At 63.4% G+C, this 16,608-nt stretch carries 15 protein-coding genes; 10 read left to right on the forward strand and 5 right to left on the reverse strand.

Annotation, left to right across the window (positions count from 1 at the left end; all coding sequences use genetic code 11):
- The first annotated feature begins 1 nt into the window (after position 1).
- The 6 genes from ftsL (at position 2) to murD (ending at position 7,696) form a co-directional block, all read left to right on the forward strand.
- Positions 2–346 (forward strand): cell division protein FtsL, encoded by a 345-nt coding sequence (gene ftsL / locus HJ536_RS16040; RefSeq protein WP_176855783.1) that lies wholly within the window; start codon positions 2–4, stop codon positions 344–346.
- Positions 347–348: 2 nt separating this feature from the next.
- Positions 349–2,130: a peptidoglycan D,D-transpeptidase FtsI family protein gene (locus HJ536_RS16045; protein ID WP_177158479.1), complete on the forward strand. Its 1,782-nt coding sequence runs from the start codon at positions 349–351 to the stop codon at positions 2,128–2,130.
- Between the two features lie 24 nt (positions 2,131–2,154).
- Complete coding sequence (locus tag HJ536_RS16050; RefSeq protein WP_177158480.1) at positions 2,155–3,636, forward strand: UDP-N-acetylmuramoyl-L-alanyl-D-glutamate--2,6-diaminopimelate ligase; 1,482 nt, start codon at positions 2,155–2,157, stop codon at positions 3,634–3,636.
- Positions 3,633–5,090 (forward strand): UDP-N-acetylmuramoyl-tripeptide--D-alanyl-D-alanine ligase, encoded by a 1,458-nt coding sequence (locus tag HJ536_RS16055; protein WP_228028756.1) that lies wholly within the window; start codon positions 3,633–3,635, stop codon positions 5,088–5,090. Before HJ536_RS16050 ends, HJ536_RS16055 begins: the two co-directional genes overlap by 4 nt.
- Positions 5,090–6,172, forward strand: a complete 1,083-nt coding sequence (gene mraY, locus HJ536_RS16060) for a phospho-N-acetylmuramoyl-pentapeptide-transferase (RefSeq protein WP_177158481.1) — start codon at positions 5,090–5,092, stop codon at positions 6,170–6,172. The genes HJ536_RS16055 and mraY overlap by 1 nt, the downstream gene beginning before the upstream one ends.
- A gap of 120 nt (positions 6,173–6,292) precedes the next feature.
- Positions 6,293–7,696 (forward strand): UDP-N-acetylmuramoyl-L-alanine--D-glutamate ligase, encoded by a 1,404-nt coding sequence (gene murD / locus HJ536_RS16065; protein WP_177158482.1) that lies wholly within the window; start codon positions 6,293–6,295, stop codon positions 7,694–7,696.
- Here the strand turns inward: murD and HJ536_RS16070 are convergent.
- From HJ536_RS16070 to moaA, 3 genes are all read right to left on the reverse strand, one after another.
- Positions 7,687–8,331 carry a ParB N-terminal domain-containing protein gene (locus tag HJ536_RS16070; protein WP_338082450.1) on the reverse strand — a complete coding sequence of 215 codons (645 nt, stop codon included), beginning with the start codon at positions 8,329–8,331 and terminating at the stop codon, positions 7,687–7,689. The two genes, murD and HJ536_RS16070, sit on opposite strands and share 10 nt — an antisense overlap.
- A gap of 177 nt (positions 8,332–8,508) precedes the next feature.
- Entirely contained in the window at positions 8,509–8,931 is a 423-nt protein-coding gene (locus HJ536_RS16075; RefSeq protein WP_177158484.1) for a GFA family protein, read from the reverse strand.
- Positions 8,924–9,928, reverse strand: a complete 1,005-nt coding sequence (moaA, locus tag HJ536_RS16080) for a GTP 3',8-cyclase MoaA (RefSeq protein WP_177158485.1) — start codon at positions 9,926–9,928, stop codon at positions 8,924–8,926. The genes HJ536_RS16075 and moaA overlap by 8 nt, the downstream gene beginning before the upstream one ends.
- Before the next feature lie 89 nt (positions 9,929–10,017).
- Between moaA and HJ536_RS16085 the strand changes: the two genes are divergently transcribed.
- The gene (locus tag HJ536_RS16085) at positions 10,018–10,572 is read left to right on the forward strand and encodes a hypothetical protein (RefSeq protein ID WP_177158486.1); all 555 of its coding nucleotides are present in this window, start codon (positions 10,018–10,020) and stop codon (positions 10,570–10,572) included.
- A gap of 153 nt (positions 10,573–10,725) precedes the next feature.
- Positions 10,726–11,139, forward strand: coding sequence for a hypothetical protein (locus tag HJ536_RS16090; RefSeq protein ID WP_228028757.1), 414 nt, complete (start codon positions 10,726–10,728; stop codon positions 11,137–11,139).
- A gap of 54 nt (positions 11,140–11,193) precedes the next feature.
- Here HJ536_RS16090 and glmS read toward each other — a convergent pair whose 3' ends face one another.
- Both glmS and glmU read right to left on the reverse strand, forming a co-directional pair.
- A complete protein-coding gene (gene glmS / locus HJ536_RS16095) occupies positions 11,194–13,011 on the reverse strand; it encodes a glutamine--fructose-6-phosphate transaminase (isomerizing) (RefSeq protein ID WP_177158487.1) in 1,818 nt (605 codons plus the stop codon).
- Positions 13,011–14,366: a bifunctional UDP-N-acetylglucosamine diphosphorylase/glucosamine-1-phosphate N-acetyltransferase GlmU gene (gene glmU / locus HJ536_RS16100; RefSeq protein ID WP_177158488.1), complete on the reverse strand. Its 1,356-nt coding sequence runs from the start codon at positions 14,364–14,366 to the stop codon at positions 13,011–13,013. Before glmU ends, glmS begins: the two co-directional genes overlap by 1 nt.
- A gap of 134 nt (positions 14,367–14,500) precedes the next feature.
- On the opposite strand from glmU, the gene HJ536_RS16105 reads away from it, so the two are divergent.
- Positions 14,501–15,175, forward strand: a complete 675-nt coding sequence (locus HJ536_RS16105) for an HAD-IA family hydrolase (RefSeq protein WP_177158489.1) — start codon at positions 14,501–14,503, stop codon at positions 15,173–15,175.
- Positions 15,172–16,371 carry a DegT/DnrJ/EryC1/StrS family aminotransferase gene (locus tag HJ536_RS16110; protein WP_177158490.1) on the forward strand — a complete coding sequence of 400 codons (1,200 nt, stop codon included), beginning with the start codon at positions 15,172–15,174 and terminating at the stop codon, positions 16,369–16,371. Before HJ536_RS16105 ends, HJ536_RS16110 begins: the two co-directional genes overlap by 4 nt.
- The last annotated feature ends 237 nt before the right edge of the window (positions 16,372–16,608 follow it).

Consider the following 16,608-nt stretch of genomic DNA (forward strand, 5'->3'; position numbering starts at 1 on the left):
AATGCGCACCCTTTTCGGGATCATCACTGCTGTTGTCGTGATCGCCTTGGCCTATTGGGCCTACGGCGAGAACTACCGCACGCAGGATGCGCTGTCCGAATCCCGCCATGTCAGCAACCAAATCGAGGCCGCGCGGTCCCGTCTGGCGGTGCTGCGTGCGGAATGGGCCTATCTGAACCGTCCCGACCGTCTGCGCGATCTGGCCGAGCTAAACTTTACCAGCCTTGGTCTGCTCAACATGACGTCCGACAGTTTTGGCGAGATTTCGGACATCGCCATGCCCGTGCCGGTTAACCCGCTGTTTGCGAACGAACCCTATGAACCGCCTATGTTAGGGGGGAACTAGTCATGATCCGTACTCCGCTGCGCCCGCTGGCCCGTATCCTCGAGGCCCGTTCCAAAGGGGAAAACCCCGACTCGATCGAACGCGAGAACCTGCGCCTGCGTCACGAACAGATGCGCGACAAGGCCCGTGTGCGCGCCGAAGGGCGCCTGCTGGTCATGGGGGTCATGTTCTTTTGCGGGTTCATGATGGTGGGCACGCGGATGGCGCTTTTGGCCTCGACCGAGCCAGAGGAGCCTCAGGCAACCGTTCGTGCGGCCCAGATCATTTCCCAGCGCGCAGATATCGTGGACCGCAAGGGCCGTATTCTGGCGACCAACATGGAGACCAACCACCTCTATGCGCACCCGCACGAGATGGTCGATCCCGTGCAAGCCGCCAAGGAACTGGTCAAGATTTTCCCCGACCTCAAGGAAGAGCGCCTGCTCAAGGACTTTACCAGCAAGCGCAAGTTCCTGTGGATACGCAAACAGCTGTCCCCCGAGCAGGTGCAGGCCGTTCATGACATCGGTGAACCCGGTCTGAACTTTGGCCCGCGCGAGACCCGCATTTACCCCAACGGCCACATCGCGAGCCACATTCTGGGTGGCGCATCCTTCGGTCGCGAGGGCGTGGCCTCGGCCGAGGTTGTGGGCGTTGCGGGCGTCGAGAAGGTGTTCGACGAATTCCTGCGGGATCCCGCGAATGGCAGCCAGCCCTTGCAACTGTCGCTGGACCTGACCGTTCAGGCCGCGACCGAGCAGGTTCTGGCGGGCGGTATGATGCTGATGAACGCCAAGGGCGCAGCTGGTGTGGTCATGGACATCAAGACTGGCGAGCTGATCAGCCTTGTATCCTTGCCCGATTTCGATCCGAACAACCGTCCTGTGCCGCTGACCAAGGGTTCGGCCAGTGACAGCCCGCTGTTCAACCGTTCGGTTCAGGGCCTTTATGAATTGGGGTCGACCTTCAAACTCTTTGCGGCCTCGCAGGCGCTGGAGTTGGGTCTGGTGACCCCCGATACCATGTTGGATACCCGCGGGCCGCTGCATTGGGGCCGTTTCCGTATCCGCGACTTCCATAACTATGGCGCGCAGCTCAGCGTGACCCAGACGATCGTGAAATCCTCGAACATCGGGACCGCCCGTCTGGCGATCCTGATCGGGCCCGAGCGTCAGCAGGAATACCTGCGCTCGCTGGGTCTGCTGGATGTGCCGCCCGTCGAAATTCTGGAAAGCTCGGGCGCCAAGCCTCTGGTCCCCAAGAAATGGTCTGAACTGTCGTCGCTGACCATCAGCTACGGTCACGGCCTGTCGGTTTCGCCGGTCCATCTGGCCGGTGCCTATGCTAGCGTGCTGAACGGGGGCACTCGCGTGCGTCCGACCTTGCTCAAGCAATCGGGCCCCCAGCACGGTGAACGCATAGTGTCCGAGCGTACCTCGGCGCAAGTCCGCTCAATGCTGCGCAAGGTGGTGACGGATGGTACTGCCAGCTTTGGCGACGTGCCCGGTTATCAGGTGGCGGGTAAAACCGGCACTGCGGACAAGCCCAAACCTACCGGCGGCTATTATAAAGACAAGGTGATCACCACCTTTGCCAGCGTCTTTCCGGCCAGCGACCCCAAGTATGTGGTCATCGTGACCCTTGATGAACCCGAGGATCGCATGGGCCCCGAACCGCGCCGCACGGCCGGTTGGACCGCCGTTCCCGTCGCCGCCGAACTGATCGGCCGCATTGCGCCGCTGCTTGGCATGCGTCCCGAAGTTGAACCTGCTGCCTTAGGTGAGGTAACACTCGCCGCACATTGATCGCTCGAAAGGCATTTCAGGGTTATGGACGTTACCAAGACATTGGCACAGTTGGGACTTACCGCCCGCGGTGGACAAGAGGCGCGAGTCACCGGATTGTCGGTGGACAGCCGTGCCGTCGCGGCGGGCAATCTGTTCGCCGCTCTTCCGGGTGTCAAAGTGCATGGCGCACAGTTCGTAAAGGCCGCGTTGCAGGCGGGTGCAGGGGCGATCCTGACCGATGCCGCTGGCGCCGAGATTTGCGAGGCTGACGTGCGCGATGCCGGTGCTGCCCTGATTGTCACCGCCGAGCCTCGCGATGCGTTGGCCTATGCCGCCGCCCTGTGGTTCGCCAGACAGCCCGAGACGATCGTGGCTGTGACAGGGACCAACGGGAAAACCTCGGTCTCGTCCTTTACCCGCCAGATCTGGCAGGCGCTGGGATTGCCGGCAGTGAACCTTGGGACCACGGGGGTCGAGGGGGACTGGGAATATCCCCTGAACCACACCACGCCCGAGCCCATCACCCTGCACCGTGCCTTGGCCGCTGTGGCCAATGAGGGCATCACCCACGCCGCGATGGAGGCCAGCAGCCACGGTCTGGACCAGCACCGCCTGGACGCCGTGCGGATCAAGGCGGCGGGTTTCACGAACTTTACCCAGGACCATCTGGATTATCACCACACCTTCGCCGAATACTTTGCCGCCAAAGAGGGTCTGTTCGACCGCGTCCTGCCCGACGAAGGCACCGCCGTTCTGAACATCGACGACCCCAAGGTGGCCGAACTGGCCGAGCGGATGCTGGACGAGGGCCGCTGTGTGATCACCGTGGGCCGCCACGAGGATGCCGACCTGCGCCTGACCGCCCAACGCTTTGACGCGACGGGGCAGGAGATGCGTCTGACCTATGACCATCAGGTGGCCTTGGTACGCCTGAACCTGATCGGGGGCTTTCAGGCCGAAAATGTGCTGATCGCGGCGGGTCTGGTCATGGCGACCGGTGTGGGCTTTCAGGATGTGACCAACGCTCTGGGCCGGTTGCAGACCGTGCGCGGGCGGATGCAGCTGGCGGCCACGCGGGACAACGCGGCGGCGGTGTTCGTGGATTACGCGCATACGCCCGATGCGGTGGCCAAGGCCTTGGCCGCGATGCGCCCCCATGTGATGGGCCGCGTTGTGGCGATCATTGGTGCGGGCGGTGACCGTGACAAAACCAAGCGCCCTTTGATGGGCAAGGCAGCGGCCGAGAATGCCGATCTGGTCTTTGTGACCGATGACAACCCCCGCAGCGAAGACCCCGCCACCATCCGCGCCGAAGTGATGGGCGGTTGCCCCAACGCGATCGAGGTCGGCGACCGTGCCGAGGCGATCCTGCGCGCCGTCGACATGCTGGAGCCCGGTGATGCCCTCTTGATCGCGGGCAAGGGGCACGAACGGGGGCAGATCGTGGGCGATGTGACCTATCCCTTTGATGATGTTGAACAAGCCAGCCTCGCGGTCGCGGTTCTGGACGGGAAGATGGTATGAGTATGACGACCCCTCTGTGGACCTCTGACGCGGCGGTTGCGGCCACCGGTGGCCGCGCCACGGTGCCCTTCGCCGTGAATGGCGTGTCGATCGACACCCGCACGATTGCCAAGGGCGATCTGTTCGTGGCGCTGAAGGCCGCGCGGGATGGCCATGATTTCGTCGCCCAAGCACTGGAGGCCGGCGCAGGCGCTGCCTTGGTCAGCCGTATTCCCGAGGGGCTGCCCGCCGATGCGCCGCTCCTGCTGGTGGATGACGTGCTCAAGGGCCTCGAGGACTTGGGCCGTGCCGCCCGTGCCCGCACCAAGGCGCGGGTTGTGGGGGTGACCGGATCGGTCGGCAAAACCTCGACCAAGGAAATGCTGCGGACGGTTCTGTCGGGGCAGGGCAAGGTCCACGCCGCCGAGGCCAGCTATAACAACCACTGGGGCGTGCCGCTGACGCTGGCGCGGATGCCTGCGGACACCGACTTTGCGGTGATCGAGATCGGCATGAACCACCCCGGAGAGATTGCGCCCCTGTCGAAAATGGCGCGTCCCCATGCGGTGATCGTGACCATCGTTGCGCCTGCGCACCTCGAGGCGTTCGAGAGCATCGAAGGCATCGCCCGCGAGAAGGCCTCGATCACCGAGGGGCTGGAGCCCAAGGGTGTGGCGATCCTGAACGGCGATCTGTCCACCACCTCTATTCTGGTCGACGCGGCCAAGGGTGTGGGCGCACGGGTGAAAACCTTTGGCGAGCGTGTAGGCTGCCATCACCGCCTGCTGAACCTGAGCATTCAGGACGACATCACCGTGGCCGAGGCCCGCGCTTGGCGGACCAAGGTGCTGTTCAAGGTCCACGCGGCCGGTCGGCACTTTGCCGTGAACGCGCTGTCGGTGATTGCCCTGTGCGGCGAGTGGAAACTGGACCGCGCGGTGGCGCTGGGGGATCTGGCGCAGTGGACGCCCGTTAAGGGGCGCGGCGCCCGTCAGCCCATCCTGATGGACCCCACCGACAGCCGCATTGCCTTTGAACTGATCGACGAGAGCTATAACGCGAATCCGGCGTCCTTGGGCGCTGCGCTAGAGGTTCTGTCCGGTGCCCATCCCAAGAACGGCATGGGTCGTTTCAACCGCGGGCGGAAAATCGCCGTCGTCGGGGACATGCGCGAACTTGGCCGTACCGAGGCCGAACTGCACGCCGGGATCGCCGAACTGCCCTGCGTCGCGCAGATCGATAAAATCCACTGCGTAGGCCCACTTATGCGGAACCTTTGGCAGGCGCTGCCCGAAGGCAAGCGTGGCTTTCACGCCGACACCAGCACCGAGATGGCGACCCGTATGCGCGGCGCGATCGATGCGGGGGACGTGGTGATGGTCAAGGGCTCGCTCAGCATGGGTTTGCGCCATGTGGTTGACGCGCTGAAAAAACTCGGCCATCCCGCCGCCCAACCGGATCAAGAGGATTCCTGATGCTGTATTGGCTAACCCTGCTGTCGGATGGCGGCGATTTCTTTAACCTCTTCCGCTACATCACGTTCCGCGCGGGCATGGCCTTTGCGACGGCTCTGATTTTCGGATTTGTGTTCGGCCAACCGCTGATCAACGTCCTGCGCCGCAAGCAGGGCAAGGGCCAGCCGATCCGTGATGACGGTCCTGCGGGCCATTTTTCCAAGGCCGGAACCCCCACCATGGGCGGTCTGTTGATCGTGGGGGCGCTGCTGACGTCGACCCTGCTGTGGGCCCGTCTGGATAACGCTTTCATCTGGATTGTGTTGTTTGTCACTGTGGGCTTCGGTCTGATCGGTTTTGCCGATGACTACGCCAAGGTCAGTAAACAAAACACCAAAGGGGTGCCCGGTAAGGTGCGTCTGGGCCTGGGGTTCCTGATTTCGATGATCGCGGCGATGTGGGCCAGCCACTATCACCCCGCCGAGCTGACCAACCAGCTGGCGCTGCCGGTGTTCAAGGATACCCTGATAAACTTGGGTTATTTCTTTGTCCCGTTCGCGATGATCGTGATCGTCGGGGCCGCCAATGCGGTGAACCTGACGGACGGTCTGGACGGTCTGGCGATCATGCCGGTGATGATTGCGGCGGCGACCTTGGGCGTGATTGCCTATGCGGTGGGCCGCGTCGACTTTACCGATTACCTCGAGGTGCACTATGTGCCCGGCACCGGTGAAATCCTCATATTTGTCATGGGGTTGATCGGGGGCGGTCTGGGCTTCTTGTGGTATAACGCGCCGCCTGCGGCTGTGTTTATGGGCGACACAGGTTCGCTGGCTTTGGGCGGGGCATTGGGCGCGATTGCCGTGTCCACCAAGCACGAGATCGTTCTGGCGATCGTGGGTGGCCTCTTTGTGGTCGAGGCGCTGTCGGTGATCATTCAGGTCTTTTACTTCAAGCGGACGGGCAAGCGGGTGTTCCTGATGGCCCCCATCCACCACCACTACGAGAAGAAGGGTTGGGCCGAGCCGCAGATCGTGATCCGGTTCTGGATCATCTCTCTCATCCTCGCCATGATCGGTCTGGCGACCCTGAAAATCCGCTAAAAATACCGGCTGGCAAGCGTATGGCTTGCGTATGGCCCCCGTACTGACATCGCGCCCCCTCTGGACCGGAGGGGGCGTTTTCGTTAGCGGTGGAGCGAACGGATTAAAGAGGTGTTCATCATGATCCCTGTGCGTGGTGTAGAAGGTCAGACAATCGCGGTTCTGGGCTTGGGTCGGTCGGGGATGACCGCCGCCAAGGCCCTGCGAGAGGGCGGCGCGACCGTGCTGGTCTGGGACGACAACGACACCGCCCGCCTGACCGCCGAAGAGAGCGGGTTCGAGGCGCGGGACTTTACCCGCCACGGGGGCTTTGACGGGGTGGACCTGCTGGTCGTCAGCCCGGGCATTCCGCACCTGTACCCGACCCCGAACAAGGTGATCGCCGCGGCGATGGCGGCGATGGTGCCGGTGGACAATGACATCGGGCTGTTCTTCCGGTCGCTTGCGCTGGACGGGTGGGAGGAATTGGACACGCCGCCCCGCGTGGTGGCGGTGACGGGCTCGAACGGGAAATCGACCACCAGTGCGCTGATCCATCACATTCTGACCAATGCGGGCAAACCGGCGCAGCTGGCGGGCAACATCGGGCGCGGGGTTCTGGACATTGATCCCCCCGAGGATGGCGAGGTCATCGTGCTGGAGCTGTCCAGTTATCAGACCGATCTGGCGCGGGCGCTGACGCCCGATATCGCGGTCTTCACCAACCTGTCGCCCGACCATCTGGACCGCCACGGTGGGCTGGGGGGCTATTTCGCGGCCAAGCGCCGGCTGTTCGCCGAGGGTGGGCCGGACCGCGCGGTCGTGGGCGTGGACGAGGCCGAGGGGCTGTATCTGGCGAACCAGCTGTCCGCGGGGCCGACCGATGATCGGGTGATCCGCATTTCATCTGGCCAGAAGCTGTCGGGGCCGGGTTGGTTCGTGTTCGCCCGCAAGGGGTTCCTGACCGAATGGCGCAAGGGCCGTCAGATCGCCAGCATTGACCTGCGCGAGGTTCATGGCCTGCCGGGGGCGCACAACCACCAGAACGCCTGCGCGGCCTATGCGGTGTGCCGGTCGCTGGGGCTGGCCCCCAAGGTGATCGAGGACGGGTTCCACAGCTATGGCGGGCTGCCGCACCGCTCGCAACTGCTGGGGGAAAAGGACGGCGTGAAGTTCATCAACGACTCCAAGGCGACCAACGTGGATGCGGCGGCCAAGGCTTTGGGCGCGTTCCCCAAGATCCGCTGGATCTGCGGGGGCCTCGAGAAAGAGGGCGGGATTGATGGGCTGAAGAGCCAGCTTGGCAACGTGGTAAAGGCCTATGTCATCGGGCGGGAGGCTGCGGAATTTGCCCTGAAGCTGGACGGTGTGGACAAGGACATCTGCACCACGATGGAGGCTGCCGTGGCCAAAGCGGCCGCCGAGGCCGAGGCGGGCGAAGTGGTGCTGCTGGCGCCTGCCTGCGCCAGCTTTGACCAGTACAACAGCTTTGAAAAACGCGGCGAGGATTTCGCCGCGCAGGTTGCCAAGGTGCTTCAGGCCTGACGGCGATAGGCCGTCAGCAGCCCGTTCCGGACGGCGTCGAAATGCACGACGCCGATCTGGGCGGGCACCTCGGTCAGACCCAAGAGGCGCGCGATGGCAAAGCGGTGCATCCCGCCGCCTGAGCGGATCGCGCGGCCATCGCGGTCGATATGCACGAAAATACCCCCATGTTCGCGGCGAAAGTAATCGGGCAGCGCGTTGCGCGGGCGCAGGGATCGTGTGCGGGCGGCCTCTTCAAACAAGCGGTCCATGCGTTCGTAGCGGGCGCGCAGGTCATCCACGGAATGGCAATCGTCGGCGATGCCCTTTTCGGCGATGTCTCGGGACAGCTTGGCGAACAGGGCGGTTTGCTCCCACGGGACGCCCATCAGGAAGTGCTGGCGGATGGCCTCGTCCTTGATGTTCAGGGTCAGGGGGGCGGTGCTGCGATCCCAGTCGCCGGTCATGATGCGGCCCGAATCCGTGCGGCGGAAGTTCGGAGCGCCCTTGCGCGGGTGCGCCACGTAGCGATGGGTGATCGCGCGCGGGTCGATATAGATACATTCGTCACTGAGCGGGGCAGCTTCACCAAAATGGGTACGGTTCTTCAGGTCTCGGAGCGCCTTGCGGGGCACCTGCGCCCTGATCGACCGCACGATATTCTGCGGGAGGAGGGGAGGGTGTATGACGTGGGGCATGTTACTAAACTGAACTGATCAGTTTAGTAACTTAAGATATTTCGCAAATGCAGAAAAGTGCAGGGGCGCACAGATGTAACAGCAGCATGACACAGCGGTTTCAAGGACTTGTGATGTGCGGAAAGGGGTGGGCGTTCAGGTGCGGGTGAACCGCAGGATGCCTGCAAGGCGAGAACCGGTCTTGCGATCCGAGGGGTGGTTCTGGCCGTCCGAGACAGGCACCTCGGGGAAGTCAAAGGGGCTGAGGCCCTCGATGCAGGCGGCGTTCACGCCGTATTGGGTCGGGTCAGAGCGGCGCTGGTGATGGGTGTAGATCCCGCAATGCTTGCAGAAATAGTGTTGCGCCGTGCCGGTGTTGAAGGTGTAGAGGGTCAGCGCCTCGGCCCCTTGGGTGATGGTGATCCCAGAGAGGGGGGCTGACAGGGCGACCGCGCCGCGCATGGCGCAGAACGAGCAGTCGCAGCGGCGGGCAGTGTTCAGGCCGTCGGAGAGTTGGACGGTGAACCGGACCGCGCCGCAATGGCAGCGGGCGCGGAGCGGTTCGGTCCAGTCAGCCACCGGTGTGGCTCATGTGGCGGGTCATCTGGCCGGCCACGGTCTGACGGGAATAGTCGAAGTCGTGGCCCTTGGGTTTGAGCGTGATGGCGTCGCGGATGGCCTGTTCGAGCAGGGCGTCATCTTCGGACGCACGCAGGGGCGCGCGCAGGTCGGCGCGGTCCTCTTGGCCGAGGCACATGAACAGCTCGCCGGTGCAAGTCAGGCGCACGCGGTTGCAGCTTTCGCAGAAGTTATGGGTGAGGGGGGTGATGAAGCCGATTTTCTGGCCGGTTTCCTCGATCCTCACATAGCGGGCGGGGCCGCCGGTGCGTTCGGTCAGGTCGGTCAGGGTGTAGCGTTCGGCCAGTTGGCGGCGCAGATCCTTCAAAGACCAGTATTGGTCGAGGCGGTCCTCGTTCCCCAGATCGCCCATGGGCATGACCTCGATCCAGGTCAGGTCCATGTCGCGGCTGGCGCACCATTCGGTCATCTGGAACAGTTCGGGTTCGTTAAACCCCTTGAGCGCCACGGCATTCAGTTTCACGCGGAGACCGGCGGCCTGCGCAGCATCAATGCCGCGCAGCACTTGGGTCAGGCGGCCCCAGCGGGTGACATCCGCGAATTTCTGGTCATCCAGCGTATCAAGCGAGACGTTCACGCGGCGCACGCCCGCGGCGTAAAGGTCACCTGCAAAGCGTTCCAGCTGTGATCCGTTGGTGGTGAGGGTCAGTTCCTTCAGCGCGCCTGAGTCGAGGTGGCGCGACATTTTCTGGAAGAACTTCATGATGTCGCGGCGGACCAGCGGTTCTCCGCCGGTGATGCGCAGCTTTTCGACGCCCAACCTGATGAATGTGGAACACAGTCGATCCAGCTCCTCGAGCGTGAGAAGTTCTTTCTTGGGCAGAAAGGTCATATTCTCGGCCATACAGTACACGCAGCGGAAATCGCACCGGTCAGTGACGGATACTCGCAGGTAAGAGATGGCGCGCTGGAATGGGTCTATCAGAGGTGCTGTCATAGGCGTAGAACGTAGGCGCGGGCCCGAGGTTCGGCAAGACGATTAGTTAAGGCCATAACAGAATATACATTCGAGAGGTGGAGAGCGGAATGAACAAGGTAATGATGGGGGCGCTGGCGCTGGGCCTGCTGGCGGGATGTTCATCAGAGCAGATGGCAGGCATGAAAGAGCGCGTGGGCCAGTTCAACCCGATGCGCCGTCAGGCCGAGCTGGACGCGCAGGTGCAATCGACCCAACCGATGCAGACCGTGGCCACGGGTGTGATCCAGAACGCCCCGAGCGTGACCACGAGCGTGATCTCTCCGCCTGCGGGAACGGCGCGCACGGCGGCGCAGTACGACACCGCGACCCCCGCGCAGAAGGCGGCGGCCTTGGGTGGTGCGGGCCAGACCGCCAGCAAGGGCGCGTATCTGGGGACGCAGACGGTGTCCTTGGGCGATCCCAAGGAAGAGGGCATCTGGGTCAAGACCAGCCTTGTGAATTCGAACCGCCCCGGCACCATCAAGCTGAAGGACGGGGCCAATGTGCTGGTGGATCTGAAGCCGCTGGACGGTCAGGGGACGGCGCAGATTTCGCTGTCGGCGCTGCGTCTGCTTGGCCTTGGGATCACCTCGTTGCCGGTGGTAGAGATCTACACCCGCTGACGGTGACGATTTGAGTATTTTCGGCAAAAAGAAGGCCCCGGCGCGTTGGTTCGCCGGGGCCTTCTTCTTTGGGATGGGGCCGAATGCGCATTTGGGAAAGGGTGCGGCGGGGCTTAGGATTTCTGGACCAGTAAAGCGCGAAGGACGTCTGACATGCCGAAATTCAAGTTACTGCCGATGCTGATTGCTGCTGCGTTGTCTTGTGCGGGGACGGCTTCGTTTGCGGGCGGGTTTTCATTCTCGTTCGAATGGGGCGGCATTCCGAGCTGCACAACGGGGCGGCCGAAGACGGTTCCGAACCCTGTGTTTGCGTTGAAGGATGTGCCTGCGGGGACGACTTGGATTTACTTCAAGTTGGTCGACAAGAACGTGCCCGGGTATGATCACGGCGGCGGCTGGGTGGCCTATAACGGGCAGGCGCGGATCGAGCCCGGGGCCTTCAAGTACAAGTCGCCGTGCCCTCCGGGGGGCAAGCACACCTATGAATGGACCGCCACAGCCAAGAGCAAGAAGAGCGCGATGGGCAAGGCGATCGGGTCGGCCAAGGCAGCCAAAGAGTATCCATGAGTTTTGGAGGTGTGTCGGGGAGCATCGCTGCACCCCGAGACGGTTCGAGGCCGCTTATTCGACGGTGACCGACTTCGCGAGGTTGCGGGGTTGGTCGACGTCGGTGCCTTTGGCGATGGCCGTGTGGTAGGCCAAGAGCTGCGCGGGCAGGGCGTAGAGGATCGGCGTCAGCACGGGGGCCACGTCGGGCATGGTCAGGGTGCGCCAGGTGCCGTCCTTGGCCTCGTGGATGCCCTTTTTGTCCGAGATCAGCAGAACGCGGCCGTTGCGGGCCATGACTTCTTGCATGTTCGAGACGGTTTTGTCGAAAAGGCTGTCGCGGGGGGCGAGGACGACCACGGGCACCGTCTGGTCGATCAGCGCGATGGGGCCGTGTTTGAGTTCGCCCGAGGCATAGGCTTCGGCGTGGATGTAGCTGATTTCTTTCAGCTTCAGGGCGCCTTCGAGGGCCAGCGGGTACATCAGGCCACGCCCCAAGAAGAGGATGTCCTTGGCTTCGGCCAGTTCGGCGCAGACCTCTTCGAAGCCGTTGGTTTGGCTCAGGGCGTGGTTCAGGACGCCGGGCAGGCCGCGCAGGTCGGCCAAGTGGGTCGCCAGATCCGCGTCGCTGATGTGGCCGCGCTGGTGGCCGGCGCGCAGGGCGAGCAGCAAGAGGACGGTCAGCTGGCAGGTGAACGCCTTGGTCGAGGCGACGCCGATTTCGGTGCCTGCAAGGATGGGCAGGGCCACATCGGATTCCCGCGCGATCGAGCTTTCGGGGACGTTGACGACCGACAGGATGGTGTCCGCCTTGCCCTTGCAATAGCGCAGGGCAGCGAGGGTGTCGGCGGTTTCGCCCGACTGGCTGACAAACAGGGCCGCGCTGCCTGCGGGCATCGGGGGTTCGCGGTAGCGGAACTCGGACGCGATGTCGATTTCGCAGGGCAGTTTGGCCAGCTGTTCGAACCAGTATTTGGCCGTGACGCAGGCGTAATAGGCCGTGCCGCAGGCGACCATGGTCATGCGGCTCATGTTTGCGAAGTCGATCTCGGGCAGGACGATATCGGTGGCGTCGGGGGTCAGGTAGTGGGTCAGGGCGTCGCCGATGACGATGGGCTGTTCGGCGATTTCCTTGGCCATGAAGTGACGGTGGCCGCCCTTGTCCACGCGGGCGCTGTCCATGGAGATGGTGCGCATTTCGCGGTGGACCTGCTGGCCGCTGGCATCGCGGATTTCCGCGCCAGAGCGGGTGACGACGGCCCAGTCGCCCTCTTCGAGATAGGTGATGCGGTTGGTCATCGGCCCGAGGGCGATGGCGTCCGAGCCCACGAACATCTCGCCGTCGCCGTGACCGATGGCCAAGGGCGAGCCGAGGCGGGCGCAGATCAGGAGGTCATCCTCGCCCTCGAACAAGAGGCACAGGGCGAACGCGCCTTCAAGGCGGGCAATGGTGCTGGCCGCCGCTTCGCGCGGGGACTGGCCCTGATCCATGTACATACGGACGAGGTGGGCGATGGTTTCGGTATCCGTCTCGGTCTCGCAGACGATGCCGTGATCGGCCAGTTCGATGCGCAGCTCGCGGAAATTCTCGATGATGCCGTTGTGGACCACGGCCACGCGGCCCGAGCGGTGGGGGTGGGCGTTCACCACAGTGGGTGAGCCGTGGGTGGCCCAACGGGTGTGGCCGATGCCAGCCTTGCCGGTCAGGGGCTCGTGGACCAACAGATCCGACAGGTTGACCAGCTTGCCAACCGCGCGGCGGCGGCGCAGCTCGCCATTGTTGACGGTTGCGATGCCCGCGCTGTCATAGCCGCGATATTCGAGACGGCGCAGCGCCTCGACCAGAATGGGGGCGACCTCGTGATTGCCCAATACGCCGACGATTCCGCACATCAGTTGGTCTCCTTCTTGGCTGCTGCCTTTTTGGCGCGGAGCATGTCCATGAGCTTGAACGCCATTTTGGGTTTGTTCACCTGTTTGGCGCGGCCAAGGGCCAGTGCGCCGTCCTCCACGTCCGTGGTGATGACAGAGCCGGAGCCGGTCATCGCGCCGTGGCCCACGCGGACGGGGGCCACCAGCATGGTGCTGGACCCGATAAAGGCGTTTTCGCCGATCTCGGTGTGGTGCTTGAAGAAGCCGTCATAGTTGCAGGTGATGGTGCCTGCGCCGATGTTGGTGCCTTTGCCGATGGTGGCGTCGCCGATATAGGTCAGGTGGTTGGCCTTGGCGCCCTCGCCAATCAGGGCGTTTTTAACCTCGACGAAGTTGCCGATATGGGCGTGTTCGCTGATCTCTGCGCCGGGGCGGAGGCGGGCGTAGGGGCCGATGATCGCGCCGCGGCTGACGTGGCATCCCTCAAGGTGGCTGAACGCGCGGATGGTTGCGCCGGATTCCACGGTGACCTCGGGGCCGAAGACGACGTTCGGCTCGATGATGGTGTCGCGGCCGATGATGGTGTCATGGGCAAAGAACACGGTTTCTGGGGCGGTCATGGTGATGCCATTGTCCAGCATTTCCGCGCGCATTTTCGACTGGAACTCGGCTTCGGCTTCGGCCAGTTGGGCGCGGGTGTTCACGCCCATGGTCTCGGATTCCGCGCAAGTCACGGCGGTCGCGCTGCGGCCCGTGTCCCACGCCAGACCGACGATGTCGGTCAGGTAGTATTCGCCCGAGGCGTTGTCGTTGCCGACGCGGTCGATCAGGTCGAACAGTACCTCGGCCTTGGCGCAGACCACACCGCTGTTGCACAGGGTGATGGCGCGCTCGGCCTCGGTTGCGTCCTTGAATTCGACGATGCGCTCCAGCTTGTCGCCGGACATGACCAGACGGCCATAGCGGCCGGGGTCAGCCGCCTCGAACCCCAGGATCACCACGTCGTGGGTGGCGCGGGCCTGCACCATCTGTTCGATGGTTTCGGGGCTGATAAAGGGGGTGTCTCCGTACAGGACGATCGCGTCACCGGTGAACCCATCGAGCGCGGGGCGGGCTTGGGCGACCGCGTGGGCGGTGCCGAGCTGCTCGGTCTGCTCGGCAATCGCGATGTCTTCGTCCCAGAGGCGGGCGGCGTCTGCCACCTGTTCGCCGCCGTGACCGACAACAACAACCTGACGTTCGGGCGCAAGCGCTGCGCCGGACTTCAATGCATGGACTAATAATGGAGCACCCGCGATCTGATGAAGGACTTTCGGAAGGTCGGAGTTCATGCGGGTGCCTTGGCCGGCAGCCAGAACAATCAGTGCGGTGGACATGCAGGGTTCCCCAATACTTAAATTCAACTGCGTTCTACCCCCGTGGTGGATAGTCGCAAGGGGGAGGGGCATCAAAGTTCATTGCGAAGCATGTCAAAGGGCGGCAAGGTGCCGCCGACAGGAGACTTTGCCCCATGCGCACCATTGTATTTGATCTGGACGGCACCTTGGCCGACACGAGCGGAGATTTGATTGCCGCTGCGAATTTTAGCTTTGAACACATGGGGGTAGGGGCCCTGCTGGACCCAGAGGCCGATCAGTTGACCGCATTCCACGGGGGCCGCGCCATGCTGCGGCTGGGGCTGGAGCGCCTGGGCCGTGCCGGAGATGAAGCCGAGGTCGATCGACTGTTCCCGCATTTTTTGCAGGCATATGGGGACCGGATCGACGTGTTCACCACGCTCTATGATGGCGCGATGGAGGCTGTGGCGCGGTTCCGTGCCGCCGGTGACCGCGTGACGATCTGCACGAACAAGCCCGAAGGGTTGGCGGAAACCCTGCTGCAGCGGCTGGGCATTCGGGGGGAATTCGACCACCTGATCGGGGCCGACACCCTGCCGGTGCGCAAGCCCGATCCCGCGCCCCTGCGCGCGGCAATCGAGAACGTGGGCGGCTCGGTAGAGCGCGCGGTGCTGATCGGGGACACCAATACCGACCGTGAGTGCGCGGCCAATCTAGGAATTCCGGTCGTGCTGGTCACCTTTGGACCCAGCGGAGACGCGGTGTCGGCGCTGAATCCCGACGCCTTGATCGGGCATTATTCCGAGCTGGACGCGGTGGTGGACCGTCTGATCCCGAGGGCCCGGTGATGGAGGTCTTCACCGGCTCCTTCACCCAGCAAGAACCCATCTGTGAAGAGGGCATCGCGGCGGCAGTCGAGGTGATGCGCCATGGCCGTCTGCACCGGTATAATACGGCGGCGGGAGAGATTTCCCACAGCGCCCTGCTCGAAGAAGAATTCGCCGCCCTGACGGGGGCGAAATACGCTCTGGCCGTGGCCTCGGGCGGCTATGCCATCGGCGCGGCACTGCGTGCGGCGGGTGTCCAACATGGCGACCGCGTGCTGACCAACGCGTTTACCTTGGCGCCGGTGCCGGGGGCGATTGCCTCGGTCGGGGGCATCCCCGATCTGGTCGAAGTAACCGAGGATCTGGTGATCGACCTCGACCATCTGGAGGCCAAGGCCGCGTCCGGCCAATCGAAATACCTGCTCCTCAGCCACATGCGCGGGCACATCTGCGACATGGACCGCCTGATGGCGATCTGCACCGCCCACGGCATCACGGTGATCGAGGATTGCGCCCATACCATGGGCGCCACGTTCAAAGGCATCCAGAGCGGTCGCCACGGCTTGATCGGCTGCTATTCCACGCAGACCTACAAACACATGAACTCCGGCGAAGGCGGCTTTCTGGTCACCGATGACGCCGAAACCATGGCCCGCGCAATCATCCTGTCGGGCTCCTACATGCTCTACGAACGCCACCGCGCCGCGCCGCCGCTCGAAGTGTTCGAAAGGGTCAAATACATCACCCCCAATATCTCGGGCCGGATGGACAACCTGCGCGCCGCGATCCTGCGCCCGCAGATCGCGACCCTGCAAGAGCGGATCGACGGCTGGAACGCCCGCTACGCCCGCGTCAAAGAAGGCCTGTCGAACTGCCCTGGATTGCGCACGATCCAGCATCACGACGATGCGGTTCAGGTCGGCTCCTCGATCCAGTTCCTGCTGCCGGATTGGCCTGCAGAAAAGGTCACCGACCTTCTGACACGCTGCGCCAAACGGGGCGTGGAACTCAAATGGTTCGGCAAAGCAGAGCCCGTCGCCTTCACCAGCCGCTACGACAGCTGGCAGTATTTCGCCTCGGAACAACTACCCAACACCGACCGCATCCTCGCGGGCCTGATCGACATGCGCTTGCCGCTGACCTTCAGCCTGAGCGATTGCGACTTGATCGCCCGCATCATCCGCGAAGAGGTCTCGGTGCTCCATCAAGCAGCGTAAGCCTTGTGTTTCTCCTTGCCGGAAATACTCCGGGGGTGAATTGGCCATAGGCCAAGAGGGGGCAGCGCCCCCTTTTTTTCATTTCTGGTGGCGCGCTACGCGCGGATGGGGGCGCTGCCCCCACGGCCCTTTGGGCCTTCCCCCGGGGTATTTGCACCAAGATGAAATCAGGGGTGTTGACATGAATTTATTTATGAACAAGTGTTCAATAAAGGGATTTGGTTGATCTGGGAGGAA

The sequence above is a fragment of the Donghicola mangrovi genome (assembly GCF_013377535.1).
Lineage (GTDB): Bacteria > Pseudomonadota > Alphaproteobacteria > Rhodobacterales > Rhodobacteraceae > Donghicola > Donghicola mangrovi.

What these genes read in the sequence shown, in the direction of transcription:
- HJ536_RS16090 (WP_228028757.1), top strand. Translation starts at nt 10,726, where the DNA reads ATGCCGAAATTCAAGTTACTGCCGATGCTGATTGCTGCTGCGTTGTCT.
- mraY (WP_177158481.1), top strand. Translation starts at nt 5,090, where the DNA reads ATGCTGTATTGGCTAACCCTGCTGTCGGATGGCGGCGATTTCTTTAAC.
- HJ536_RS16050 (WP_177158480.1), top strand. Translation starts at nt 2,155, where the DNA reads ATGGACGTTACCAAGACATTGGCACAGTTGGGACTTACCGCCCGCGGT.
- HJ536_RS16105 (WP_177158489.1), top strand. Translation starts at nt 14,501, where the DNA reads ATGCGCACCATTGTATTTGATCTGGACGGCACCTTGGCCGACACGAGC.
- HJ536_RS16045 (WP_177158479.1), top strand. Translation starts at nt 349, where the DNA reads ATGATCCGTACTCCGCTGCGCCCGCTGGCCCGTATCCTCGAGGCCCGT.
- murD (WP_177158482.1), top strand. Translation starts at nt 6,293, where the DNA reads ATGATCCCTGTGCGTGGTGTAGAAGGTCAGACAATCGCGGTTCTGGGC.
- HJ536_RS16085 (WP_177158486.1), top strand. Translation starts at nt 10,018, where the DNA reads ATGAACAAGGTAATGATGGGGGCGCTGGCGCTGGGCCTGCTGGCGGGA.
- HJ536_RS16055 (WP_228028756.1), top strand. Translation starts at nt 3,633, where the DNA reads ATGAGTATGACGACCCCTCTGTGGACCTCTGACGCGGCGGTTGCGGCC.
- glmU (WP_177158488.1), bottom strand. Translation starts at nt 14,366, where the DNA reads ATGTCCACCGCACTGATTGTTCTGGCTGCCGGCCAAGGCACCCGCATG.
- glmS (WP_177158487.1), bottom strand. Translation starts at nt 13,011, where the DNA reads ATGTGCGGAATCGTCGGCGTATTGGGCAATCACGAGGTCGCCCCCATT.
- ftsL (WP_176855783.1), top strand. Translation starts at nt 2, where the DNA reads ATGCGCACCCTTTTCGGGATCATCACTGCTGTTGTCGTGATCGCCTTG.
- moaA (WP_177158485.1), bottom strand. Translation starts at nt 9,928, where the DNA reads ATGACAGCACCTCTGATAGACCCATTCCAGCGCGCCATCTCTTACCTG.